The sequence below is a fragment of the Campylobacter sp. Cr9 genome (assembly GCF_020138295.1).
GTDB lineage: Bacteria > Campylobacterota > Campylobacteria > Campylobacterales > Campylobacteraceae > Campylobacter_E.
Genome location: NZ_JACGBH010000003.1, coordinates 35,941 through 60,759, shown reverse-complemented (window position 1 = coordinate 60,759; position 24,819 = coordinate 35,941). Strand labels below are relative to the sequence as shown.

Sequence of the window (24,819 nt, the reverse complement as noted above, 5' to 3'; positions counted from 1 at the left end):
TTAGGCTTAGCAAAATTTTTTAAGACTAAATTAGTGTATTAAAATATTTTTATCAAAATTACTAAGAAATTTTAAAAGAATTTGAATTAGGAATTAAAATGAAAGATAGCGTTATAACTGCACTTAATATGGATTTAAAATCAAAAATAAGTTCTACAACCCATATTCTATCAAGTATGAATATTATAATTTTATGTATTTTGTCATTTTTCGTTTTAAAATGTTTTGGAGTTTTTATTCGCTTTATTTTAGCTAAATACACTATTTTTACATTTAATAATGACCCGTTTTTTAACCTTGCTAATGATATTTATCCTTATTTGTATTTATATTTAGCCTTTGTGATTAATTTGTTTTTAACAATAACTAATATTCAACGATTAAACACTGTTATTGCTAATAAATATTTAAGGTTTTTTGTGATTTTTGGATTTATTATTTTTGATATTTGTAGCTTTGTTTTGTTTTTTATTTCAACTTTTGTTTTAAATATAATTTTTATGCTAATTTTATCATGTTTTAAGGATAAAAATATAAGCGAAATAAAAGCTTCAAGCTCATTTGCAAACGCATTTATTTTTGATTTTAATGCTAAAAGCAAACCTATGTTTTTTATATTTTTTAATCTTTTTGCGATTTTGCTTATTTTAATAACTTTTATTGCAAGAGAATATATTTTGATTCTTTCTATCACAACTTCGCTTTTATTTTTTATGTTTGTGCTTTTTACTCCGTTTTTGTATTGTGAGATTTTTTATATTTTTAATGATTTTTCTAAGCTAAATAAGAGATTTTTTAGATTTGTTTTTGTTATTTCAATTCTAACTTATTATATTAGTTTTATTACCCTTGATAGGATTGGATTGTTTTATGATATTGTTAATGCAATAGCTTTTTTTAGCTTTTTATTTTTATATTTTATATCTTGTATTTATGTGATTATTGCTCTTTATTGTAAAAAATATAATTATTAGCTTGGAATTTGAATTAGGATATTAGTTTTCCTAATTTATCGCTAAATTAGGAAAATTTATTAATTAGATAGTATCTCCATTAAAGATTGAGTTTTTAACCACTACATAATCAACTTTTCTAATATCACGAAGCTCTTTACCACCTGCATAAGAAATCGAGCTTTGTAAATCTTCTCTCATTTCATTTAAGGTATCAAAGATATTTCCTCTAAATGGAACATACATTTTTTTACCTTCTACGTTTTTACGCTCACCTTTTTGAAACTCACTTGCTGAGCCATAATACTCTTTCATCTTTTTGCCATCAATTTCAATAGTTTTTCCAGGGCTTTGCTCGTGTCCGCTAAATAGTGAGCCTATCATTACAAAAGTAGCTCCAAAGCGAATTGATTTTGCGATATCTCCGTGATTTCTTATACCACCATCTGCAATTATCGGCTTTTTAGCACTTTTAGCACACCAGCGTAGAGCTGCTAATTGCCAACCGCCTGTTCCAAAACCGGTTTTAAGTTTAGTAATACATACTTTACCAGGTCCAATACCAACCTTAGTTGCATCAGCTCCAGCGTTTTCTAAATCTCTTACAGCTTCAGGCGTTCCAACATTTCCTGCTATTACGAAACTTGTTTTTAAGTTTGCTTTAATGTATTTAATCATCTTAATTACATTATCGCTATGTCCGTGAGCAATATCAATAGTAATATATTCAGGATAAAGCTCATTAGCTTTTAATTCATCTATAAATTCATATTCTTTTTGAGTAATTCCAACAGAAATTGATGCAAAAAGCCCCATTTCTTGCATTTTTCTTACAAAATCTAACCTTTTTTCAGGCTCAAATCTATGCATAATATAAAAATAATCACTTCTAGCAAATGAAATTGCTAATTCTTCATCAATGATTGTTTGCATATTTGCTGGAACTACTGGTAGTTTAAATGTTCTATTTCCAAGCTTTACGCTAGTATCGCATTCGCTTCTTGAGTTGATTATACATTTTGCAGGGATTAACTGCACGTCTTCGTAATCAAAAACTAATAAATTGTTTAGCATATTACACTCCTTAAAATTAAAGACTTGATTGTAGCTTATAAATAATTAATAAAAACTTGATTTTAAAAGTTAAAATATTTTATGGAATTTAAATCCGGAATTTCACCGGAAAATTATTTTTTAGCTATCGCTTCTATTTCTATTTTTGAACCCTTTGGTAAAGCTGCTACGGCAAATGCACTTCTAGCTGGGAAAGGCTCTTTAAAAAACTCAGCATAAGCTTCATTAACTGCTGCAAAGTCATTTATATCAGCTAGTAAAACTGTGGTTTTAATAACATTATTCATATCTAAACCTTGCTCGTTTAAGATAGCTTTAATGTTTCTTAGACTTTGTCTTGTAAGTTCTTTAATATCACCTTTTGCGAAATCTCCTGTCGCTGGGTCTATTGGTAATTGACCGCTTACAAATACTAAATCGTTTGATACTCCACATACACTATAAGGACCTATCGCCTTTGGATAATTCATTTTTTTCTCCTTTTTTAAAAAAAATTTTGCAAAATAGTAACAAAAAATTATTTAAAATTATTAAAACTATAAAAAATAATTATTATTTATCATTTTTAATAAAATTTTCTTAATAATTACAAAAATTAATAAAATAATATTAAAAATTAAAATAAAACAATAATATTTTAACATTTTAACTACAATCTAAATATTTAATAATAATTCTTTAATTTTTATAAAAATAATAATTTTTTTTTAAAAAATATCAATTTTTCTCAATTTTTCAAAAATTTTATTAAAAAAAATCAAAAATTTTATTATTTTAAGAAAAAATTAAAGATGTTAAATATAAAATATTTTAAATTATTTTAAAAAAGGAGAAAAGATGAGCAATTTTGCTTTAATTTCAGTATTAATAGCTTCTATTGTTCTTGTTGTGTTTTGTATTGCAAAGCTTAAAATTCACGCATTTTTATCTTTAAGCTTAGCAAGCATTTTTGTTGCACTTGTTACAGGTGTGGATTTAACAAAAATCGGCTCTATTATAGAAAATGGAGTAGGTGGCACGCTAGGATTTTTAGCAGTAATTATTGGTTGTGGAAGTATTTTAGGAAAAATGCTAGAAGTTAGTGGTGGAGCTCAAAAAATAGCTTTATCATTACTAAATCTACTTGGCAAAAAAAGAGCCGATGTTGTTATGATGTTGGTTGGATTTATTGCAGGTATTCCTGTGTTTGTTGAAGTTGGATTTGTTTTATTAGTTCCTTTAGTTTTAGTTGTTGCTAAAGAAATAGGTGTTAGTAGAATAAAAATAGGTATAGCATTAGCAACTTCACTTATGGCAGTTCATTGTATGGTTCCACCACACCCAGCAGCTACTAGCATTGTTGCTACTTTAGGTGCTGATATAGGTCAAGTTATTTGGATGAGTATTGTTGTTGGTATGATTTGCGCTTTCATTGGTGGCGTAATTTTCTTAAAGTTTTTTGATTTTTCAAAAGATGATGAGAGCGTAGCACTTAATGAAGAAGTAATAACTCCAAAATCTATGCCAAGCACAGCAATTACATATTTTACTATTCTTTTACCTTTAGTTTTAATGTTACTTAAGACTTTAGTATTTAAGGATAATGCAGTATTTGCATTCATCGGAAATCCTATTGTTGCATTATTAATAAGCGTATTTGTAGCTTATTATACTTTAGGTTTAAAACAAGGTTATTCTATGCAAAATCTAATGGATTTTAGTGGAGATTCATTTACTCAAATTGCTTCAATTTTATTAATCATCGGTGCAGGCGGGGCGTTTAATGAGATATTAATCGCATCAGGAATTGGCGAAGCATTAAAACAAGTTTTAGGAAGTTTAAGCTTAAATCCTGTATTTTTAGCATGGTTAATTGCTATTATTTTACATGCTAGTGTTGGAAGTGCAACGGTTGCTATGATTAGTGCAGCAGGAATTGTTCTACAAATGGATAGTAATGTTAGCAAAGAAGTTTTATGCCTTGCAATAGGAAGTGGTGCGATAGGTTGTACTATTGTAACAGATAGCTTATTTTGGCTAGTAAAAGAAAGCTTAGGAATGAGCGTAAAAGCTATGTTTAAATACTTTACAAGTGCAACTTTAGTAGCAAGTATTTGTGGCTTAGTTTTAAGCTATGTTTTATCAATAATTTTATAAGGAGTTAAAATGTTAATTGAAAATCTAAAAGCAATGAAAGAAACAAGTTGGGTTAATCCTAATCTTAGTAATGATGTTCTAGGCGAATTAAATAAAGGTGCAATTAAACTTGATAGAGTTGAAGATGCAAGAGCAAGACTTAATCGCTTTGCACCTTTACTTAAGATAATTTTCCCAGCTACAAGCAAAACAAATGGAATTATAGAAAGTCCATTAGCTTGCATAAATAATTATAAAAAAGAGCTTGAGAAATTAAGTGGTGCTAGTATTAATGGTGATGTATATGTAAAACTTGATTCACATTTACCTATTTCAGGCTCAATCAAAGCTCGTGGTGGAATATATGAAGTATTAAAACATGCAGAAGATTTATTAATAGAAAATAATATGCTTAGTATTGATGATGATTATTCAAAACTAGCTGATCCAAAATATAAAGAGTTTTTAAGTAAATATAAAATCGCAGTAGGCTCAACAGGTAACCTTGGTCTTTCAATAGGAATTATGAGTGCAAAACTAGGCTTTAAAGTAGAAGTTCATATGAGTGATTGTGCTAAAGAATGGAAGAAAAAAATGCTAAGAGAGCATGGTTGCAATGTAATTACTTATGAGAGCGATTACGGCGTTGCAGTTGAGCAAGGAAGAAAGAGTGCTGAGAGTGATCCGTATTGCTATTTTATAGATGATGAAAATTCACATAATTTATTTTTAGGTTATAGCGTTGCTGCAAAAAGATTAAAAGGACAATTACAAGCACTAGACATTACTATTAGTAAAGATAGACCACTTTATGTTTATCTTCCTTGCGGTGTTGGTGGTGGCCCTGGTGGGGTTGCTTATGGTCTTAAGGCTGAGTTTGGCGAGAATGTAAAATGCTTTTTTGCAGAGCCTACACATAGCCCTTGCATGATACTTGGACTTGCTACTGGAAAACATAATGATATAAGCGTTGCAGATATTGGACTTGATAATATTACTGCTGCTGATGGACTTGCTGTTGGTCGTGCTAGTGGGCTTGTTGGAAAAGTTTTAGAGCGTGTGATTGATGGAAGCTTTACGGTAAGTGATGAGAATATGTATAGATATTTAAGCTTACTTGCAAGAAGTGAAGACATTAAGCTTGAGCCTTCAGCTTTAGCAGGTGTTAAAGGCTTATTAATCGCAAATGAGCTACATACAGAACACAAAAACGCAATCCATTTAATATGGGCAACAGGCGGAAGTATGGTGCCAGACGCTGAAATGGCTGAATTTATTAAAACAGGTGATGAGCTATTATAAAAGCCCTAGAAATAGGGCTTATTATTACTTTTAATAAGTATAATTTACAAAACATTTACCGAGGGCTTTATGAATCAACAAACAAGAAGTGAATATATAAAATTAGTGCATTTTTTAGCTCATGCTTTGGGCAAAGATTATGAAGTGGTTTTGCATGATATAAATGATGATGGTATGAGTATCGCAGAAATTGCAAACAACCATATAAGTGGAAGAAGTATCAATTCTCCTATAACAGGATTTGCACTTGAACTTGTAAATAAAAAGATTTATGAAGAAAGAGATTTTTTAAGCAATTATAAAGCAAGTGCAGGTGGCAAAAACATAAAAGGTAGCACTTTTTTTATCAAAGAAGGCAATAAATTAAGTGGAATGCTATGTATAAACTATGATAAAACTAGGATAGAAAACATAGCAGCACAGATTTTAGGTAATGACGCACCTATTGAAGAAGCAGCTTATGAAGAAGTATTAAGCCTTGATTTAAACGAGCTTATATTAGAGCTTACAGGACTTAGTGTAAATGAATTAAAAAATACTAATTTAAAGCCAAAACAAAGACAAGAGATAGTAGATAAAATCTATGAAAAAGGTATATTTAATATAAAAGGCTCAATTACAGAAATCGCTAATCTTTTAAACCTTTCAGAATCAAGCATTTATCGCTGTATTAACAAATCAAAGCAAAAATTTTAGCATTTAAATTCCTATTTCAAATTCCACAAAATTTTTAAAGAATTTGAAATAGGAAATTAAAAAACAATTTCAAACTTTTTCATCAAATATAAAAACAAAATATATAAATCTATATTAAATTAACTCATATTACTTTTAGCTTTTGCTTAGTTAAAGCAGTAGTTTGTAAAAAAAATGAAATTTCAAATCCAAATTATTCTTATCCTTAAAATTATTTATTTAGCTTTATTAACTTTTCATTAATGGGGGGGGGTATTACAATAACCTTCTATTAAATCAAAGGAGTTGCTATGGATAAAAAATCACAATGAAATCAAACTAATTTACTTAAAAACAAAAATCTAAAAAATTAAAAAACAATTTATAAAGGAAAAAAATGAAAAAATACACGATTAAAACTTTTATTATTAGTATTGTAGCAAGCATTATAGGAAGTTTCTTTATTGCACCTGTTATATTTTTAAGTTGGACAGGAGGCAATATAGTAAGAGATTATCTAGATGCGTATGATATGGCTGAACTTTATGGAGATACAAGTGAATATTATATATCTTACATAATCGCCTTTGCAATAACATTTGCAATAACATCTGTAATAATAAATATTATAAAAAAGCGTAAAAATTAATTAAAAAAGGAGAAAAAATGAAAAAATTATTAAACTTTAAAACATTAACAATGGTGCTTTTAACAGCTACAACACTTACTGCAACGGCAGCAACTACTGATAGTGTAAAAACAAACACTACAACCAAAGTAAGCAAAAAAGTAATTGATTATTCAAAAATGAACTATAAGCAATTAGAAGAAGAATGTTCTAAATTTACAAGAGATGACGATAACCGTCACAGTAAAATACAAATTTTAAAATTATATCATTTAAAAACAGACGGAGATTATGACCTAATTTATAGACTCTCTAATGAGCTTATTAATGATATGATACCATTACAAAAAGAAATAAATGAACGTGTTGAAAAATATAAAGATAACGAAGAAGTTTATTATATGTATAAGAGCTTAGCAGAAAAAATAAACAATAGAATAAGATATGTTAAAAATGGTATAAAATCTGCCGAAAAAAAACTTAAAGAAATAAAAATGAAAGAAATGTATTAAACCACTACAAAAGAGCTCACAACTAGAGCTCTTTTAATTAAAAACTTAAAAATATTATAAAACTTTCAACACCTTAAATTAAGTCTAATTCCTATTTCGTAATTCTTTTAATTTTTAGTATTGTTTATGGCTTCAGCTAATGATAATAATAGTAGGCTTCTTTCTAATTCCTTAAAATGCTGTGTGTTTTCAATGGTTTTAAGACATTTTTCTAAAGCTATTTTATACTCGTTCATATCATAATTTTTAAGCTTACTTATGATATTTACTGCATGAATTAAAGATTTTTTAGAATTAATTGCTAAAAGCAAATTAGCATAATCAATATATCTTAATTCTTCTTCGCTAATAATTTCACCATCTTTTAAAATACTTTCTTTAAATATGTTTATATTTTCATAATTTAAATTGCTAAGTTCTAAAGATTTTAATTCTTCGCAAATAATTTTAAAAATATCTTGTTTTGTCATATTTGTTTTAAATATTCTTTTATTCTTGCTTTGCATTCGTTTGCAAGACTTTTTGGCTCAAGTATTTTAATATGCGGAATCCATTGAAATACTAATCTTATTAACTCATCTTCGTAGCAAGTTTCGGTTTGGATTATAATTTTGTCTAAATGGCTTGAGATTATTCTTTGATTTTTTAATATTGCTCTTTTTAAAAAATATTCCTTTGCTACATAATCAAGCTCTAAAATAACTTCAGTAACATTGCTTGATATAAAACTGCTTGAATTGTTTTCAATCAGTTCTTTTGTGCTTTCATTTGGTGTGAATTCTTCATTACTTACTGATAGGCTTTTCATTTTATATAAAGTAAAGCTTTTAAGCTCTGCTCCTTCACAAGCTAGTAAATACCAAATATCTTGATGATTTACTAATTTATAAGGCATTAATATTCTTTCTTTTGCGTTGTAGTTGGTTTTAACTTTTAAATTATTTAAAATAGCCTTAGTTAATTCTTCATAAATTAAGCTAATATCATCAATTTCATTATGCTTAATGCTTTTGATAGGAAGTTCTTTTTGCTTGCATAAAGTATCCAAAAACTCATCACTAATTCTAGTAGGAAGCATAGTAATATCAAATATTTTTATTAATTTTTTAATTTCTTCGTGATTGCTTTTGATATATGATTTATCTAAAGTATAATCTCCATTTCTTCTAGCAATTATCGGTAGTCTTGATAGTCTTTCATTAATATCACGCTGAATTGTCTTAGCATTTACTCCAAATTCTGCTGCTAATTCGTGTTTATTTACAACTTCTTCATTATAAAGTCTTACTAAAATTTGAGCTATTCTAAAGGCTGGTTTTTGCATTTTCATCCTCGTTATTTCTTAATTGTCCACACGCTGCACTAATATCAAGTCCTTTACTTTGTCTAATGGTAGCGTTTTGTCCGTGTGCTTGTAAATAATCTCTAAAAGCAATTACTTTTTCTTCACTTGGGCGTTTATAAATACTTCCTTCGTGTGGGTTAAAATATATTAGATTAATTTTAGCCTTAATTCCGTGTAATAATTTTACTAAAGCTTTTGCATGGCTTAAATCATCATTAATTCCGCCTAAGCATAAATATTCAAATAGCACTCTTTTTCTAGCATCAATAGGGAAATTTCTTACCGCATTTAAAACGCTTTCAATATTATAAGCCTTATTAATAGGCATTAATTCATCTCTTAAAGTATCATTTACAGCATGAAGTGAGATTGCAAGCAATACTCCTAAGTTCATTTTGCCTAATTCTTCAATTTGTTTTGCAAGACCACTTGTAGAGATTGTTTGACGGCGTGGTGATATCGCTAAAGTATCATTATGTGAGAAAATCTTAACTGCTTTACTAACTGCTTTTAAGTTATCAAGTGGCTCTCCCATTCCCATAAAAACAATATTTATTCCTTGCTCATAAGGGATTTTTGCATATTTTTTAATAAATAAAACCTGAGCAACAATTTCAGCAGTGCTAAGATTTCTAATAAGCCCACTTTTACCAGTCAAACAAAACGAACAACCACTTTTGCACCCAACTTGACTGCTTATACAAATTGTATATTTTGCACTTTTTTTAATTCCGTTTTCTATACGCTCTTTTTTCATAGGAAGCAAAACGCTTTCTATTGTGTGATTATCATGTAAAGAAAATAAGAATTTTATACTACCATCAATGCTTGTTTGAGCGATTTTTAAGCTTAGTGGCATTATATTAAATTCGCTTTTTAATTGCTCTCTTAGGGCTTTTGATAAGCTTGTAGCATCGCTAAAATCATCTATATATTTTTGATAAACAAATTTAGCTAATTCGTTATTTAGATATTTTGGAGATAGTCCATATTCTTCTGGTAAAAAATCTAGTAATTCTTTCATAAAAGCCCTTTATCTTCTAAGTAATTTTCTAATAATTCATTTGCTTTTTTTGTATTTTTTAAATACTCATCGTGTGCGAACTCATCGCAATAATTAGTAGCGATTAAAATTGCACTAGCTTTAATATTAAAATATCTTGCTGTGCTAAAAAAACTAAAGCATTCCATGTTTTCACCAATTAAGCCGTATTTTTCGTGCATTTTTTTTGCATATTCATAATTTTTGCAAATAAAATTAGAAGAATTTAGATTAGGAATTTCATCAAATTTAAGTGGCGTATATGCTAAATCATCTAACGCACTAAGTTCAATATTACAGGCCTTATTAAATTCATAAATACTAAATAATTCTTTGCTTTTATCATAAAGCCCCATCGAGCCAACGAAAATTAGTCTTTTTGGATTTTGCTTAAGTATTATTTCGCTAAGTTTTATAGAGCAATTACTTCCTATTCCAATAGGACTAGCCCATTCAAAAGTCTCATTTAAACCTGCACTTACTATCATTTATCGCCTTTAATTTTATTAATAATACCATTTGCATCAAGCTTAAGACTTTGTAAAACTTCTTTTGTGTTTCCATGAGTAATAAATTCATCTTCATATTCATAAGATATTAATTTTATATCAAGATTATGTGTAAGTATAAAGCTTGAGATTATAGACTGAAGACCGCCTATTTTTACACTATCGCTAAATATATGCCATTCATTTGAGTTTTTTGATAGATTTAATAAAAAGTCTTCATCAAGTGGCTTTGCAAATACCAAATCAATAACATTTGCATTAATTTCTTTGTTAACTTCTAAAGCCTTTGCAACGCCTTCTCCAAAACCTAAAAAGCTAATATTTGAATTAGTGTTTTTAATATAATGAGCTTTTAAGCTTGCTTCATAGCTTTCATCTAAAGTAAATGCACCCCTTGGATAACGAATAGCTATGGGACCAACTTTACTTGTAGCGTATTCAAGCAATAGTTTAAAGCTTTTTGTATTAGTTGGAGCACAAATTTTAAAATTTGGTATGCAAGAAAGATAAGAAATATCAAAAACTCCTTGATGAGTTTTACCATCATTTCCTACAATTCCTGCACGATCAAGCGCAAAAACCATATCAAGATTAAGTATAGCGCTATCATGAATTAAGCTATCATATGCGCGTTGCAAAAAGGTTGAATAAATCGCTACAACAGGCACAAAACCACATTTACTCATAGCTGCCATTGAAGTAACTGCATGAGCTTCAGCAATGCCTACATCATAAAATCTTTCTGGGTATTTAGCAATTAATTTATCCATTCCTGTGCCACTTGGCATAGCTGCACTTAGCCCTACGATTTTTTCATTTTTACTTGCAAGTTCGTCTAAAATATCGCTAAAAATTGCTGTTGCACTAGCTTTATTAGAGCTATTTAAGCTCTTTCCTGTTTTTATATCAAAAGCACCAACCCCATGCCAATCGCCTTCATCATTTACTGAATACTCATAGCCATAGCCTTTGATTGTTTGAACATGCAATAATACAGGCTTTTTAAGACTTTTTGCAAGATTTAAAGCAGTGATTAAATCAGCAATATTATGCCCGTCAATTGGTCCAATGTATTCAAGCCCTAATTCTTCAAAGAACATTCCTGCAGGAGTTATTAATTTAAAGCCATCTTCAAATCTTTTAGCAGTATATTTCGCACCTTCAGGCAAGTATTCAAGCACAGCTTCAACGCCTTTTTTAAATTTTTGATAAATAGGACTTGATAGGCTTTGTGATAAAAATCTTGAAACTGCACCTATTGGCTTACTAATACTCATTTTATTATCATTCAAAATTATTATGCTAGGATATTTTCTATCCCCTAATTCATTTAAAGCTTCGTATGCTAAGCCACTTCCCATAGCACCATCACCAATAATTGCAATGGGAATTGCATTGCTTTTATTAAGTTTAAATGCCTTTGCAACCCCAGTTGCTAGTGAAATTGAAGTAGATGAATGCCCTGCTATAAAAAAGTCATATTCACTTTCGTTTGGCTCTGTGTAGCCACTAATTCCGTTAAATTGCCTAAGATTATCAAGTTTTCTTCCTGTTAAAATCTTATGAGCGTAGCATTGATGAGATACATCAAAAATTAGTGGATTTTTTTTCACATCAAATAAATGATGAAGAGCAACGCTAAGTTCAACAACACCTAAATTAGATGATAAATGTCCGCCATTTATACTAACTTGCTTGATAATTTCAGCTCTTATTTCGCTACATAATTCTTTTAATTCATCTTCATTAAGGGTTTTGATACTATCTATTTTATTCTTCATCTAATATCATACTCCTTGCTTGTGCTAATCTTTCTTTTAAATTAATTTGAGTATTTAAAGTATCTGAATTAACAATCAAACAGCCTTTATTAATAGCATCATCTGCGATTATTTCAATCCTATTTGATGATAATTCTTGGTGTAAATAATCAAAATCTTTAGGATTTACACTTATTTTTATTTTAATACTCTTATCAATTCCTTGCATTATTGTATTTGCATATGCAAGAGCGATTTTTGCTGAGCTTGATTCTAGTTCTTTATTAATTACTTCTTTTGCTATCAAATATGCAGCTTCATTTAAATCGGCTTTTGTTTTTTCACAAAAATCGCTTAATTCTTGACATTTATTCTCAAGTTTTTTAACACTAGCTGCAACACTTATGCTAAGCTCGTTTATTTTATCTTCGCTTTGAGATTTGCCTGCGTTTAAGCCTTCTTCATAAGCATTTTTTTTGGCTACTTCAATTTCGTTTAAAAGTCTTTTTTCAAATTCTTCTTCTTGTTTTTCAAGTTTCATTTGAAGTTTTACCACATTTGAGCTTAACTCTTCCATTTTTTGTAGCATTTCCTCGTTTATTGGATTTGGCGGAGGAGGCGGTGGTGGAGGAGGTGGAGGCGGTGGTGTCGGCTCTTCTTTTATTTGCTCAATTTCAATGCTTGGTGCTTCCTTTGTTTCTTCATTATCAAATGAGCTTAATATTTTAAACTTATAGTTTTGAACATGATGTTCTTTTGCTTTATTAGTAATAATAGTCTTCATTATTCTATCATCTCATCACTTTCGCCTAGTTGTATCACGCCACTTTCATTAAGTTTTTGAACAACTTCAACGATTTTTCTTTGTGCTTCTTCAACATCTTTTACCCTAACAGCTCCTAAAAAGCCCATTTCTTCATTAAAGCTTTCTGCAGCTCTTTGGCTCATATTAGATAAGAACATTCCTTTTAAATCTTCTGTGCTACCCTTTAAAGCAACCATTAAATCCTTCTTATCTGCAACTTTTAAAATTTCACGAATTGCAGTAGTTCCAAGCTTGGTAATATCATCAAAAGTAAACATCATATCTTTAATAGTAGTTGCAAGTTTTTCATCGGTTTGCTCTAAGTAAGCAATAGTTGATTTGCTTGACTTTTGACCTAAGCGATTAAGTACTTCAGCAACAGCTCTAGTTCCACCAACTTCAACTTTATAAGAAGTAAGAGATTGCAATTTACTCTCAAGCACGGTTGAAACTCTTTTAATAATGCTTGGGCTAATATCACCTAAAGTTGCAATTCTATGAATTACTTCACTTCTTAAATCATCTTCAAAAAATTCCAAAGTCTCAGCAGCTCTAGTTGGCTCCATATGTGCAATAATTAAAGCTATTGTTTGTGGATATTCATTTACGATAAAGTCTGCTAATTGCTGTGGTTTAATATTACTAAGATATGAAAAGGCTTGATTTCCATCTAAAGTCTTAGCTAGTTTTGATAAGATTTTTTCAGCTTCTTCAATACCATAAGTATTGTATAAAATCTCTTTTGCAAACTCTAAGCTTCCATTTTTAATATATTGATTTGTTTTAAGTAAGGTATGAAATTCTTCTAATACAGCAGTTGCAACAGCTCTGTCAACGCTTCTTGCGTTTGCAATGTGCTTAGTAATTTCTATAACCATTTCAGTATCTAGGTTAGAAAAAATCAATGTGCTAGGCTCTTCTCCCATTTGGATTAAAAATATAGCAATTTTTTCTAAGATACTTAAATCATTATATAAAGCTTTTTGTTCGTTTGTAAGGTTTGCCATTACATATCCTTTTGAGATTGATTAAACTCAGCATCGTTTTTAAGCAAGCTCTTAAATAGCATTGCAACTTCATCACTTTTTTCTGTGCTAATTGTTTTTAATTTTTCAAGCAAGATATCATATTGTAATTCATCTTCACTAAATCCAGCATCAATTCCAAGTTGTTCTTCCACTCTTCTTTTAGCTTGCTGGTATTTCTCAATTGCATCTTCTTCATCTTCGTAATTTTCTTCACGCTTAATTTCTTCTAATTCTTCAGGCGTAAATACTTTATCTTCAAGCATTTTCTTAACAAACGGAGAAATAACCTTTTTATAAAATACAAACATTAAAACCATTGCAAAAATATATTTTGCAGGTGGAATGAATGGCATTATATAGCTTTCTAAGAAATTAGTAATTTTAATTGATGGTGGAACAGGTGCTTTAATATTGTTAAATCTAATATTATCAACACTTACACTATCGCCTCTACTTTCATTAAATCCTATTGCATTTTTTACTAAAATATTTAATTTTTTAAGCTCATCTTCGCTAATTGCTACATATTTTATCTCGCCATTTTCATCAATTTCGTATTTTCCATCTACAACTACGGCTGCACTAATTCTGTTTAAATTAGCAAATTGACCTTTTACGGTTGTAATTTTCTTAGATATTTCATAGTTTATTGTGCTTTGGTTTTTGCTATAAGTTTCTTTATTTTCACCATCTTCTATGCCTTGAACAGGACCTATATTTGAGATTGCTCCAGGAACTCCGCCTACTTCTTTGCCTTTTTTACCTTCTTTTTTTTCTTCTAAGCTTTGTTCACTTCTTGCTACTGAGTTTGGATCAAATACTTCGCTTTGACTATTTGCTTTATCAAAATTAAAATCAGCATTAACTCTAGCCACAACTCTATCCCAGCCACCAAGAACAGGAGCTAATACATTTATGATTTTTTGCTCTAATGCGTTTTCGTAATCTTTTTTATAATTAATTTGTGCGCTTAATTCATCTACATCTAATGAAACATCATCAGCACCTAAATTAACGCCATTTTGATCTATTATTTTTACATTTTCAAGAGTTAAGCTTGCAACCGATGAAGCAACAAGATTTTTAATTCCTAAAACTTGCTTTTGGCTTAATTTCATTCCCATTTTAATATTCAAAACAACTGATGCTGTTGGTGGCTCTTTTTCTTTTACAAATAAAGAATCTTTTCCAAATGCTATATGAACTACTGCTTTATGAATAGGATTTAAGCTTTCAATTGTTCTTGCTAATTCGCCTTCTAAAGCTCTCTTAAACTTGATTTTTTGCTCTTCATCAGTAGCTCCGAATTCTTGTTTATCAAAGATTTCAAAACCAACTTTATTATCTTTTAAAATTCCTGCACTAGCGACTTCTAAACGCTGTTTATAAACATCAGCACTTGGAACTAAAATAGTGCTTTCATCTTTTAAAATGTAATTTACTTGATTTTTTTCTAATATTGATACTACTGCAGCTGAATTTTTAGTATCTAATTCATCAAATAATACTGCATAACCTGCATAACTTTTATTATTTCCTGAGTTATATACAAGCAAAAATACTATAAAAGCAACGGTTGCAACAATAGCTGCAATAATAGTAATTTTTTGCTTTTTCTCAAGTCCTGAATAAAACTTGCCTATACCTTGTAAAAACTGCTTAATCATTTATCATTCTTTAAGTATGAGCCAAGCCATTTGATATTTTCTTTACCTTTTAAGATTTTTTGAACATTTTCATCATTGTAATGACCTTCAAAATCTATGTAAAATCCGTATTCAAATTCCTTTTTCTTTAATGGTCTTGATTCAATTTTTGTAAGGTTTATATTAGCTTCTTTAAATTCATTAAGTAAATCAACTAAAGCACCAGCTTTATGGGCTGTATTTGCTAGAATTGATGTTTTTGAATTAGCTCCCTTTTCAGCACAATGCTTGCTTAAAACTAAAAATCTAGTTTTATTAGCCTTATTATCTTCAATACATTCAAACATTAAAGGTAAATCGCTTAATTTTGCTGCTATTTTTGAGCAAATTGCTGCAGAGTTTGGAGTTTCTTTAGCTAATTTTGCAGCAGCAGCTGTGCTTTTTGCAGGGACAAATTCAACGCTTAAAATATTATGAGCTTCTAAGAATTTTTTACATTGATTATAGCCTTGTGGGTGTGAAAAAATAACTTTAATATCTTTAATATCATCAACCGTGCTTGCAAATGAGTGATGAATATCTAAATAATTTTCGGCAAATATTAAAATATCATCGTATTTTGCTAAAGCATCAAGAGTAGCTCCAACTCCACCTTCTGTATTGTTTTCAATAGGAACAACAGCATAAGATACTTCATCATTTTCAAGGCTTGTAAATACATCTTCAATAGTTGCAAGCTCAATATACTCACTAAGTGCTCCAAACCACAGCCTTGCAGCTTGATGAGTATAAGTTCCGATTGGCCCTAAAAAGGCTACTCTTTGAGGGAGTTCAAGATTTCTTGAAATTGCAAAAATCTCTTGATAGATTGCTTTAATAGCGTCTTTACCTAATAAACCATTAGAATTTTCACTAAGTCTATTTATAATTTCGTTTTCTCTTACAGGGCGATAAATAGGACTTCCTTCTTGGTGTTTTAAAATCCCAACTTGCTTTACAAATTCCATTCTTTGGTTTAACAATTTGATAATTTCATCATCGATTTTATTAATATTTTTTCTAATATCTTCTAAATTCATAACAAACTCACAAACAACATAATTCATTAGCAATTAATTCATCAAAACTCTGAGCTTTATTTATTAATTTTAATTCATTGTTATATAAAGCATATTCAGCGACTTTTGTTCTTGAATTATAATTTGAGCTCATTACAAATCCGTAAGCTCCTGAACTTTTAATAACTATTAAATCATTTGGCTTAAGTGGTGGTAAAACTACATCTTTTGCTAAAAAATCTCCACTTTCACAAACTCCACCTACTAAATCAGCTAAAGAACTTTCATTTAGCTTATTTTCACCAGGAAAACTTAAAATTTCATGATAAGCTTCGTATAAGCTTGGGCGAATTAATTCACACATAGAAGCATCACATATTACAAATCTTTTGCCTTCGTTTGTTTTTTCATACAAAACTTTGCTTACTAAATATCCTGCATTACCAACGATATAGCGACCTGGCTCACAGCATATTGTTAAATCCTGTGCTCTTGCTATATTTTTAATAATATTTGCAAATTCATCTAAGTTTGGTTCTATTTCATCATTTTTGTATTTAATTCCAACACCGCCACCTATATCAAAGAATTTTATATTAAGTCCTGCTGTGTTTAATTCTTTGATGAATTTTTCAACCAAAATAGCTGCTTGAATAATGCTATCAAGCTCTAAAATGTTTGAGCCTATGTGAAAATGAACTCCGATAGGGTTTAAAAACTCAGACTTGTGTGCTTTTAAAAACATTGCTCTTGCATCTTCAATGCTTACGCCAAATTTATTTTCTTTAAGTCCTGTTGAGATATATGGATGAGTTTTTGCATCGATATTTGGATTTACACGAATGCTTATGTTAGCAATTACATTTTTTTCTTTTGCAATACTTTCTAAAAGTTCTAATTCAGCATTACTTTCTATATTTATATATAAAATTTTTTGCTCTATTGCAAACTCTAATTCTTCTTTTTTCTTACCTACACCGCTAAAGATAATCTTATAAGGTTTTGCACCAACCTTTAAAGCTCTTCTTATTTCATTTGCACTAACGCAGTCAAATCCACTATCAAGATTTACTAATAATTTAAGTAATGATAAATTTGAGTTTGCTTTTACGGCATAAAAAATATTATTTTTTGCCCCACTAAAGGCTTTTTTGATACTATTAAATCTATTTTCTATCTCATTAAAATCGTATAAATAAAAAGGCGTATTAATACCATTTGCAAGTTTTAAAAAGTCCATTTTTTCTCCTTAATAATCACTTATTTTTATTAAACTTCATTAATGAATATACAATAATTATGCTTATTGGTAAAAGAATAGCAATTTCTGGATTTATAGCACCATTACTTGCAAATCTTAATAATAAAAATAAAACTCCATAAACTAATAAAGATAAGCATATATAGCTTAAAGCAATTATGTTTAAATCATTGTATCTTGGCATAATAGGGATATTATAAAAAATAATAAGAGCAAAAAATGGAGCGTATAATAAAAATATGCTTTGCTTATAAATACTAGCTCTTGCTATGTTTTTGTTGCTTTCAAAATTATTAAGGTAAAAAAAGGCATCTTTTAATGAGCTATCATCAGTTCCTAAATTATCTAAAATCTCAGGCTTAAAGTCTTTTAAGATGATTTCTTGTTCAAGTTTTTGATTTATTATATAAGTATCATCAAAGCTATTTCCTAATTTAAATTCCGTGATATTTGCATCTTCTAAAACCCAGTTATTATTGATAAAAGAAGCAGTTTTTGCTGTGATTATTTTGCTTATTTCATTATTTTGAGTTTTCATTATTTTAATATCGTGCATTTTAGCTTTGTCATAGCTTTTTATATAAATATAATCATCTTGATATTTAAAAAACAAATCCATCTGCTCTTTGCTTAAATATCCGTATTTTAAAATATTGCTTTTATAGTTTTCTGCATAAGCTATGTTTGTGTAATTTAGCGAAATTGCAAAAAAAGTAATAATTAAAGATATAAATAATGTTGGAATTACACTAGCGTTTTTGCTAAGTCCTAAAGAATAAAAAGCTATAAATTCATTTTTTTTAATTAAAGAAATTTTTGTAAAAATTGACGCCAATATTAAAGCAATTGGCAAGATATAATAAAAAGCCGTAAGCATAGTATAAAGAATATATAACAAAAATATATTTGTATTAATATGTAGTTTTTTATAATTTATTAATAAATCAATAAATAAATAAAAACCTACAAAAGCAATAATAAAAATTAAACAATTTTTAAGATAAAGGCTCGCTAGATACCTAAAATAAAGTTTATTCAATTTACTTCATCCTTCTTTTAGCAAGCCCTAAATTTTCGTATAAATCAATTTCTCTTCTATAACTTGGATACCTTTTACCTAGTTCATGATTTAAAAAAGCTATGATTTTAGCTTCTGCGCATTTATTTGCACATACTGCACTTATAAAACCTAGCTTTTTCTTTGCATCTTCGCTTAAAGGTCCTGTTGTTTTAGCTTCAAGACTTTGAGTTTGAATAAAAGCTAAAACAACTTTATTTAATGAAGCTGATGAATTAGCACTTTTTGCAGCTTTTATTAAATCATCTAAAGCATTCGTTGGTTTGTTTGAAGTTTTACTTTCAACACTTTCAACGCCTTTATTCTTAGAGCTTTTTATAATGAAATAAAAAACTAAAATAATAATGAATAAAAAAGCAACTACACCAGCACCTATAATTATATTTTCTTTCATAAAAGTTCTGATTCCTTCTTGTTTTTACTAGCAATTATAGTAAGCAATATCATAATACCTACGCAAACATAAGCATAAACAGGCACACTAGCAGCTTCTCCTGCAGCATAAGAGTGCATTCCGCTTAAAAAATAATTTACTCCAAAATAAGTCATAACTATACTCAAATACGCAAACATAGAGCAAACTGCAAAATAAAATTGATTATTTATTCCTTTAATTAATCTAATGTGAAGCACTGCTGCATATACTAAAATAGATACTAAAGCCCAAGTTTCTTTGCTATCCCAGCCCCAATATCTTCCCCATGATTCATTCGCCCAAACTCCACCTAAAAAGTTTCCTAAAGTAAGTAATGATAAGCCTAAAATCATAGCCATTTCGTTTATCATTGTTGCTTCTTTTATGTTTGCTTTTATTCTTTCATTTAATTTTTTGTTTTTACCTAGCATTGCAAATAAAATTAATACAAAAATTCCAAGTAAAGAACAAAGTCCAAAGAATCCATAACTAGCAGTTATAACGCTAACATGAATTGTTAGCCAATAGCTTTGTAATACTGGTGCAAGGTTTCCAATTTGAGGATCAATTGAGCTAAGGTGTGCTACCATTAAAACAATTGCTGCAAGAATTGATGTAAGCGATAATGAAATAGGGCTTTTTTTAGAAAACACAATACCACTAAGCCCTAAAGCCCACGCAATATATAATAAACTCTCGTATGAATTTGACCAAGGTGCATGGCCACTTAAATACCCTCTAATAGCAAGTGCGATAGTATGCACAATAAATACTAAAATATTTAAGTAATACACTATTTTAAACGCTAATTTTAAGCTTGTTTTTCCACTAATCATTCTAACAAATACTAAGATTAATAAAATTAAACCACTTATTAAATAAACAGGGCTTAGTTTTGTAAATACTCCTACTTTATCAAAAACTACTTCAAGTTTAAACTTAGCATTATCAACATTAGTTCCTTGATCTGCTTTTATTTCATTTAAGATTTTTGAACTTAATGCATAATTTTTGTCTTTATAAGCATTTATTAAAGATAAAAAATAAGCTTTTAAATCAGGCTTGCTGCTTTCAAGAACATTTAAAGCTTTTCCATCTTCAAAACTAGCTCTTACATAGCCACCAAGTGATGCGTAATATAAAATATTTAAACGCTCATCAACTTTTAATAATTCTTTTTCATAAGTTCCACGCTTGTTTGGATTCATTCTTAAAGCTTTTTCAACTTCATCTTTTAAAGCATAAACATTGTTTGGGAAAAAATCATAAAAACTAGCATATTTGCCTTTGCCAAGATTTAAAAAATCTCTTATTTCTTGATTGCTTAAATATATGAATTTTTCTTTTGAAAAGTCTTTAAAATCACTCATAATCCAAATTAGCACTTCGGTAGCATCTTTGCCTAAATATGTGCTTGATTTATGAATTTTATTAACCAAATCAAGTGCTAATGAGCCAAATGGAGCAATTCTTCCATTGTCTTTTTGTATAGGTAAAATACTTAAATCTTGCACATGTTGTTCTAAGCTAATTGCTTGTAGGTTTTTGTTAGCATTATTGATAGCTTCATCAAGCTCATCTGAGCGTAAATTAGGCACACAGATAGCAAATAATATTGCAAGTGAGCTAATTTTTGCTAATCTTTTTGTAAGTATCATAAAACGAGAATTTTTTGAAATTAAATTAAAGAATAGCCCTAAACCTAATAAAAAATATCCTATATAGGTTGGGATTTTGCCTGGGTCTTGATTTACACTTAAAATCGTTCCTAACTCATCTTTATCATAAGAACTTTGATAAAATCTATAACCTTTATGATCTAATACATTATTCATATAAATCTTATAATCCTTGCTGTTATCTTCATCGTTTATTCTAATATAACTTGCGTATGATTTTGGCGAATTTGAAGCCATATAACGCTCTAATTCAAACTTATTTAGTGTAAAGCTAAAAGGAAGTTCTAATAATTTTGCAGTATATGAAATGCTAAAAGTTTGATTTGCTAAAGTTATCTTTTGTCCTTCGCCTTCAAATAAATAAGCGTATTTGCTTTCATTATCATAGGTTACTTTTACTAAATAAGCATTAGGATATTCTTTTTCTTTACTATCTTCATAGTATTTTACTCCATGCTTATAAAACTTATCAAAGCCTATTTTGTAATTATCAAATGAAATAACCATTCCATCTTCTAAACTAAATTCATTTTCTGCTAATAATTTAATGCTTTTTTTGGTTTTTACATCAAATATATCTAAGTCAAAATTAGCCTTAATTTTGTTTTCATTAAACTCTAAAAGCCTTGCATTCATAGAAATATTTTTCTTATTTGAAATTACGGTTTGTCCTAAAACTACAAACCTTCCTTCTTCTAAAGCTAAAGCGCTTGAACCTTGTTCGCCTGAAACATTTAATAAAACAAAAGGTATTCCGCCAAGCTCTTCTTTATAATTTGGCTTTGCGTGTAAAATAACTTTTTCTAATTTTAAATTAGCTATTTTGCCATCTAAATCAAGATTAATATCTATATCATTGTTTCCTAAAACGCTAATATATTTAAACTCATCATTAGAATAATATTTGCCATCTTTTGTAGCTGCTATACTAAAGAATGCTTCTCTTGAGCTTACGATATTTGAAGTTTCATTTTCTCTAATATGAATATATCCTTCAAAACCATAATATCTAGTAAGTGCTGAGCCAAGTAGCATGAATAAAAAGCTAATATGGAATATAAAAAGTGGTAATTTCTCATACATTTTATATCTAAAAAGTGCGAAAAATAAGTTAATTCCAAGTAGCACCTGAATAGCTGCAAACCAAGGACTAGCATATATTAAAGCCCACGCCGTAGGAGTTCCGTATTTGCTCTCTATAAAAGTTGCTAAACCGCTAGCACAGGCAAATAACAAAAACAACACCACACTTAGTTTCATACTTGATATCATTTTATACATAGATTATTCCTTGTGATTATTAAAATTAGAGTTTAACTAAAAAAAATTAGCTAAATTTAAACAAAAATAATAAATAATAATTTTTATTGTTTAGCTTAAATTATTGTTTATTATTTTGGAATTTGAAATAGGATTTTCAATTTCCTATTTCAAATTCTTTTTTTATTTTATCTCTCCCATATGAGGCTTTAGCATAAATTCAGGGCTTAAAATTTTATCTAATTTAGCTTTATCCATTAATTTACGCTCTAAAACTAAATCATAAACTCTTGCACCAGTTTGTAATGCTTCTTTTGCAATACTTGCGCTATTTTCATAACCTATATAAGGATTAAGAGCAGTTACAATTCCTATGCTATTCATCACAAAATCTTCGCATATTTGTTTATTTGCTGTTATACCATCTATACATTTATCAGCTAAAGTTTTCATAGCACGCTCAAGCATACAAATACTATTTAATAAACTATAAGCAGCAAGTGGTTCAAATACATTTAATTGCAATTGTCCGCCTTCGCAAGCTAAAGTAACGCTTACATCAGCTCCTATTACATAATAGCAAACTTGATTTACCACTTCAGGAATAACTGGATTTACCTTACCTGGCATAATTGATGAGCCTGGTTGCATTTTTGGTAAGTTAATTTCATTTAAGCCGCATTTTGGACCACTTGAAAGTAATCTTAAGTCATTACAAACTTTACTAAGTTTTGTAGCAACTCTTTTTAAAACTCCACTAATTTGAACGAAAGCTCCTGTATCTTGTGTGGCTTCTATTAAATCATCTGCTATTACGAAATTTGCACCTGTTATGTATTGAAGGTGTTTTGCAACTATTGGTGGATAATCAGGGTGAGAGTTAATTCCTGTTCCAATAGCTGTTGCACCTAAGTTGATTTCTAAAATAAGGCTTCTTGCTTCGCTTACTCTTTGTATATCTTCACCAAGCATTACAGCAAAGGTTTTAAATTCTCTTCCTAAAGTCATAGGAACAGCATCTTGAAGTTGGGTTCTTCCCATTTTAATAATATCTTTAAACTCAATTGCTTTTCTTTCATAAGCTGCTTTTAAATAGCTCATAGCTTTCATTAAATCGCTTAAATAATCATATAAAGCAACTCTTAAAGATGTTGGATAAGCATCATTTGTGCTTTGAGATAAATTCACATGATCATTTGGATGGCAATATTTATATTCGCCTTTTTTATGTCCTAGCTTTTCTAAAGCTATATTTGCTATAACTTCGTTTGCGTTCATATTTGTTGAAGTTCCTGCACCACCTTGAATCATATCAACTATAAATTGGTCTTGATATTTTCCTGCAATTAATTCATCACAAGCAAAACAAATAGCGTTTTTTACATCTTCATTAATTAAGCCTAATTCGTGGTTTGCTAAAGCCGCTGCTTTTTTTACTTTTGCAAAAGATACGATAAGTCTAGGAAAATCCTTTAGACGCTTTCCTGAAATATCAAAGTTTTGAACAGCTCTTAAAGTCTGCACTCCATAATAAATGTCATCAGCGATTTCTAATTCGCCTAAAAAATCGTGTTCTAATCTCATTTAATCTCCTTTAAAAAATTTCGGTTAGGATAGCATTTTTTAATCAATAAAAAGGACAATTATGTTTGAATGGATTTTTACAACTGAGGGTATATTATCTTTTGTAACTTTAGTATTACTTGAGATAGTTTTAGGTATAGATAATATTATATTTCTTACAATTTTAGTAAGCAAATTGCCAAAACATTTGCAAAATCGTGGGCGTATTTTAGGGCTTGCTTTTGCTATGCTAACTCGTATTGCGCTTTTATTTAGTATATTTTGGATTATTAAACTTACAAAGCCTTTATTTAGTATCTTAGGTCAAGATTTTAGTGGTAGAGATATTGTATTAATCGGAGGTGGATTGTTTTTAATTGTAAAATCAATCAAAGAATTAATTTCAATGCATAAACACGAAACTAGCAATCATGATAATTTCAAAGCTAGTGCAAATTTTTTCGTAGTTATTTTTGAAATTGCTTTAATTGATATTGTATTTTCGCTTGATAGCGTGATTACTGCGGTTGGAATTGCTAATGAATTAAGCATTATGATTTTAGCTGTTATTATTGCTGTTATGTTTATGATGTTTGCTAGTAAGTGGATAGGCGATTTGGTTGAGAAATTTCAAGAATTAAAAACTCTTGCTTTAACTTTTTTAGTTTTAGTTGGCGGGGTTTTAATTGTAGAAGGTCTAAATATTCATGTAGAAAAAGCATATATTTATACAGCTTTAGCATTTAGTATAGTAAATACTACGCTAAATATCTTGCAAAAAAAGGGAAATAATGAAAAATAATTTTACGGAATTTGTTTTAAGGCATTTTGGAGTATTTTTATATTTTACGCTAAGCAATATTTTTTGCTTAGCTTTGTTTTCTAAAATAAATATTAATCAAGACTTTATTTTAAGTATTAAGTATGCAAAGCCTAGCAGTATTAGTGCAATATTTTTAACTTTATTAGCATTTTTAATAATATTTTTAATAAGTAAGAAATTTGCCTTAAATAAGCTTGGGGGGGGGTATTTTAAAGCTTTTAATAATTTATAATCTTTTAATTATTTTTATTCAAACTTTTTTAGTAATCAATTTTCACACTTTTATTA

General features: G+C 29.0%; 23 protein-coding genes and 1 pseudogene. 8 read left to right on the top strand and 16 right to left on the bottom strand.

Features of this window, described 5'->3' with window-relative positions; translation table 11 throughout:
- The first annotated feature begins 98 nt into the window (after window positions 1–98).
- On the top strand, window positions 99–974 hold the full coding sequence (locus tag AVANS14531_RS02490; RefSeq protein ID WP_336611207.1) for a hypothetical protein: 876 nt from the start codon (window positions 99–101) through the stop codon (window positions 972–974).
- A 63-nt stretch (window positions 975–1,037) separates the two neighbouring features.
- Here the strand turns inward: AVANS14531_RS02490 and AVANS14531_RS02485 are convergent, their stop codons facing one another.
- Together AVANS14531_RS02485 and AVANS14531_RS02480 are read right to left on the bottom strand one after the other, a co-directional pair.
- Complete coding sequence (locus AVANS14531_RS02485) at window positions 1,038–2,027, bottom strand: GMP reductase (protein WP_239818105.1); 990 nt, start codon at window positions 2,025–2,027, stop codon at window positions 1,038–1,040.
- Between the two features lie 113 nt (window positions 2,028–2,140).
- Entirely contained in the window at window positions 2,141–2,497 is a 357-nt protein-coding gene (locus AVANS14531_RS02480) for a RidA family protein (protein WP_336611206.1), read from the bottom strand.
- A gap of 367 nt (window positions 2,498–2,864) precedes the next feature.
- Here AVANS14531_RS02480 and AVANS14531_RS02475 point away from each other — a divergent pair, with 367 nt between their 5' ends.
- The 5 genes from AVANS14531_RS02475 to AVANS14531_RS02455 all read left to right on the top strand — a co-directional run bounded on the left by AVANS14531_RS02475 (window position 2,865) and on the right by AVANS14531_RS02455 (window position 7,259).
- Complete coding sequence (locus AVANS14531_RS02475) at window positions 2,865–4,163, top strand: GntT/GntP/DsdX family permease (RefSeq protein ID WP_336611205.1); 1,299 nt, start codon at window positions 2,865–2,867, stop codon at window positions 4,161–4,163.
- A 9-nt stretch (window positions 4,164–4,172) separates the two neighbouring features.
- Window positions 4,173–5,444, top strand: a complete 1,272-nt coding sequence (locus AVANS14531_RS02470; RefSeq protein ID WP_336611204.1) for a D-serine ammonia-lyase — start codon at window positions 4,173–4,175, stop codon at window positions 5,442–5,444.
- Between the two features lie 69 nt (window positions 5,445–5,513).
- The gene (locus AVANS14531_RS02465) at window positions 5,514–6,140 is read left to right on the top strand and encodes a helix-turn-helix transcriptional regulator (RefSeq protein ID WP_239818116.1); all 627 of its coding nucleotides are present in this window, start codon (window positions 5,514–5,516) and stop codon (window positions 6,138–6,140) included.
- A gap of 376 nt (window positions 6,141–6,516) precedes the next feature.
- A complete protein-coding gene (locus AVANS14531_RS02460; protein WP_336611203.1) occupies window positions 6,517–6,768 on the top strand; it encodes a hypothetical protein in 252 nt (83 codons plus the stop codon).
- Between the two features lie 17 nt (window positions 6,769–6,785).
- Window positions 6,786–7,259: a hypothetical protein gene (locus AVANS14531_RS02455; protein WP_336611202.1), complete on the top strand. Its 474-nt coding sequence runs from the start codon at window positions 6,786–6,788 to the stop codon at window positions 7,257–7,259.
- Window positions 7,260–7,366: 107 nt separating this feature from the next.
- On the opposite strand, the gene AVANS14531_RS02450 is transcribed toward AVANS14531_RS02455, so the two are convergent.
- From AVANS14531_RS02450 to aspA, 14 genes and pseudogenes are all read right to left on the bottom strand, one after another.
- Complete coding sequence (locus AVANS14531_RS02450) at window positions 7,367–7,729, bottom strand: hypothetical protein (protein WP_336611201.1); 363 nt, start codon at window positions 7,727–7,729, stop codon at window positions 7,367–7,369.
- Window positions 7,726–8,583: a helix-turn-helix transcriptional regulator gene (locus tag AVANS14531_RS02445; RefSeq protein WP_336611200.1), complete on the bottom strand. Its 858-nt coding sequence runs from the start codon at window positions 8,581–8,583 to the stop codon at window positions 7,726–7,728. Before AVANS14531_RS02445 ends, AVANS14531_RS02450 begins: the two co-directional genes overlap by 4 nt.
- Window positions 8,564–9,628, bottom strand: a complete 1,065-nt coding sequence (gene rlmN, locus AVANS14531_RS02440) for a 23S rRNA (adenine(2503)-C(2))-methyltransferase RlmN (RefSeq protein WP_336611199.1) — start codon at window positions 9,626–9,628, stop codon at window positions 8,564–8,566. Before rlmN ends, AVANS14531_RS02445 begins: the two co-directional genes overlap by 20 nt.
- On the bottom strand, window positions 9,625–10,134 hold the full coding sequence (locus tag AVANS14531_RS02435; RefSeq protein WP_336611198.1) for a phosphorylase family protein: 510 nt from the start codon (window positions 10,132–10,134) through the stop codon (window positions 9,625–9,627). Before AVANS14531_RS02435 ends, rlmN begins: the two co-directional genes overlap by 4 nt.
- Complete coding sequence (gene dxs, locus AVANS14531_RS02430; protein WP_336611197.1) at window positions 10,131–11,936, bottom strand: 1-deoxy-D-xylulose-5-phosphate synthase; 1,806 nt, start codon at window positions 11,934–11,936, stop codon at window positions 10,131–10,133. Before dxs ends, AVANS14531_RS02435 begins: the two co-directional genes overlap by 4 nt.
- Entirely contained in the window at window positions 11,926–12,699 is a 774-nt protein-coding gene (locus AVANS14531_RS02425) for a FliH/SctL family protein (RefSeq protein ID WP_336611196.1), read from the bottom strand. Before AVANS14531_RS02425 ends, dxs begins: the two co-directional genes overlap by 11 nt.
- Window positions 12,699–13,727 (bottom strand): flagellar motor switch protein FliG, encoded by a 1,029-nt coding sequence (gene fliG, locus AVANS14531_RS02420; RefSeq protein WP_239818125.1) that lies wholly within the window; start codon window positions 13,725–13,727, stop codon window positions 12,699–12,701. The genes AVANS14531_RS02425 and fliG overlap by 1 nt, the downstream gene beginning before the upstream one ends.
- Window positions 13,727–15,415: a flagellar basal-body MS-ring/collar protein FliF gene (fliF, locus tag AVANS14531_RS02415; protein WP_239818126.1), complete on the bottom strand. Its 1,689-nt coding sequence runs from the start codon at window positions 15,413–15,415 to the stop codon at window positions 13,727–13,729. The genes fliG and fliF overlap by 1 nt, the downstream gene beginning before the upstream one ends.
- On the bottom strand, window positions 15,412–16,500 hold the full coding sequence (gene pheA / locus AVANS14531_RS02410; protein WP_239818127.1) for a prephenate dehydratase: 1,089 nt from the start codon (window positions 16,498–16,500) through the stop codon (window positions 15,412–15,414). The genes fliF and pheA overlap by 4 nt, the downstream gene beginning before the upstream one ends.
- Window positions 16,481–17,692, bottom strand: a complete 1,212-nt coding sequence (lysA, locus tag AVANS14531_RS02405; protein WP_336611195.1) for a diaminopimelate decarboxylase — start codon at window positions 17,690–17,692, stop codon at window positions 16,481–16,483. Before lysA ends, pheA begins: the two co-directional genes overlap by 20 nt.
- 16 nt (window positions 17,693–17,708) lie before the next feature.
- Window positions 17,709–18,752: an LptF/LptG family permease gene (locus tag AVANS14531_RS02400; RefSeq protein ID WP_336611194.1), complete on the bottom strand. Its 1,044-nt coding sequence runs from the start codon at window positions 18,750–18,752 to the stop codon at window positions 17,709–17,711.
- A 1-nt stretch (window position 18,753) separates the two neighbouring features.
- Window positions 18,754–19,185 carry a hypothetical protein gene (locus tag AVANS14531_RS02395; protein WP_336611193.1) on the bottom strand — a complete coding sequence of 144 codons (432 nt, stop codon included), beginning with the start codon at window positions 19,183–19,185 and terminating at the stop codon, window positions 18,754–18,756.
- A pseudogene (ccsA, locus tag AVANS14531_RS02390) lies at window positions 19,182–21,230 on the bottom strand (cytochrome c biogenesis protein CcsA); the annotation flags it as partial. The gene AVANS14531_RS02395 and the pseudogene ccsA, both read right to left, overlap by 4 nt.
- A 1,098-nt stretch (window positions 21,231–22,328) precedes the next feature.
- A complete protein-coding gene (aspA, locus tag AVANS14531_RS02385; protein ID WP_239818132.1) occupies window positions 22,329–23,729 on the bottom strand; it encodes an aspartate ammonia-lyase in 1,401 nt (466 codons plus the stop codon).
- A 61-nt stretch (window positions 23,730–23,790) separates the two neighbouring features.
- Here aspA and AVANS14531_RS02380 point away from each other — a divergent pair, with 61 nt between their 5' ends.
- Window positions 23,791–24,510 (top strand): TerC family protein, encoded by a 720-nt coding sequence (locus AVANS14531_RS02380; RefSeq protein ID WP_239818133.1) that lies wholly within the window; start codon window positions 23,791–23,793, stop codon window positions 24,508–24,510.
- The gene (locus tag AVANS14531_RS02375; RefSeq protein WP_336611191.1) at window positions 24,500–24,763 is read left to right on the top strand and encodes a hypothetical protein; all 264 of its coding nucleotides are present in this window, start codon (window positions 24,500–24,502) and stop codon (window positions 24,761–24,763) included. The genes AVANS14531_RS02380 and AVANS14531_RS02375 overlap by 11 nt, the downstream gene beginning before the upstream one ends.
- The last annotated feature ends 56 nt before the right edge of the window (window positions 24,764–24,819 follow it).

Coding starts and splice junctions, on each gene's coding strand:
- AVANS14531_RS02490 (WP_336611207.1), top strand. CDS start 99: ATGAAAGATAGCGTTATAACTGCACTTAATATGGATTTAAAATCAAAA.
- AVANS14531_RS02485 (WP_239818105.1), bottom strand. CDS start 2,027: ATGCTAAACAATTTATTAGTTTTTGATTACGAAGACGTGCAGTTAATC.
- AVANS14531_RS02480 (WP_336611206.1), bottom strand. CDS start 2,497: ATGAATTATCCAAAGGCGATAGGTCCTTATAGTGTATGTGGAGTATCA.
- AVANS14531_RS02475 (WP_336611205.1), top strand. CDS start 2,865: ATGAGCAATTTTGCTTTAATTTCAGTATTAATAGCTTCTATTGTTCTT.
- AVANS14531_RS02470 (WP_336611204.1), top strand. CDS start 4,173: ATGTTAATTGAAAATCTAAAAGCAATGAAAGAAACAAGTTGGGTTAAT.
- AVANS14531_RS02465 (WP_239818116.1), top strand. CDS start 5,514: ATGAATCAACAAACAAGAAGTGAATATATAAAATTAGTGCATTTTTTA.
- AVANS14531_RS02460 (WP_336611203.1), top strand. CDS start 6,517: ATGAAAAAATACACGATTAAAACTTTTATTATTAGTATTGTAGCAAGC.
- AVANS14531_RS02455 (WP_336611202.1), top strand. CDS start 6,786: ATGAAAAAATTATTAAACTTTAAAACATTAACAATGGTGCTTTTAACA.
- AVANS14531_RS02450 (WP_336611201.1), bottom strand. CDS start 7,729: ATGACAAAACAAGATATTTTTAAAATTATTTGCGAAGAATTAAAATCT.
- AVANS14531_RS02445 (WP_336611200.1), bottom strand. CDS start 8,583: ATGCAAAAACCAGCCTTTAGAATAGCTCAAATTTTAGTAAGACTTTAT.
- rlmN (WP_336611199.1), bottom strand. CDS start 9,628: ATGAAAGAATTACTAGATTTTTTACCAGAAGAATATGGACTATCTCCA.
- AVANS14531_RS02435 (WP_336611198.1), bottom strand. CDS start 10,134: ATGATAGTAAGTGCAGGTTTAAATGAGACTTTTGAATGGGCTAGTCCT.
- dxs (WP_336611197.1), bottom strand. CDS start 11,936: ATGAAGAATAAAATAGATAGTATCAAAACCCTTAATGAAGATGAATTA.
- AVANS14531_RS02425 (WP_336611196.1), bottom strand. CDS start 12,699: ATGAAGACTATTATTACTAATAAAGCAAAAGAACATCATGTTCAAAAC.
- fliG (WP_239818125.1), bottom strand. CDS start 13,727: ATGGCAAACCTTACAAACGAACAAAAAGCTTTATATAATGATTTAAGT.
- fliF (WP_239818126.1), bottom strand. CDS start 15,415: ATGATTAAGCAGTTTTTACAAGGTATAGGCAAGTTTTATTCAGGACTT.
- pheA (WP_239818127.1), bottom strand. CDS start 16,500: ATGAATTATGTTGTTTGTGAGTTTGTTATGAATTTAGAAGATATTAGA.
- lysA (WP_336611195.1), bottom strand. CDS start 17,692: ATGGACTTTTTAAAACTTGCAAATGGTATTAATACGCCTTTTTATTTA.
- AVANS14531_RS02395 (WP_336611193.1), bottom strand. CDS start 19,185: ATGAAAGAAAATATAATTATAGGTGCTGGTGTAGTTGCTTTTTTATTC.
- aspA (WP_239818132.1), bottom strand. CDS start 23,729: ATGAGATTAGAACACGATTTTTTAGGCGAATTAGAAATCGCTGATGAC.
- AVANS14531_RS02380 (WP_239818133.1), top strand. CDS start 23,791: ATGTTTGAATGGATTTTTACAACTGAGGGTATATTATCTTTTGTAACT.
- AVANS14531_RS02375 (WP_336611191.1), top strand. CDS start 24,500: ATGAAAAATAATTTTACGGAATTTGTTTTAAGGCATTTTGGAGTATTT.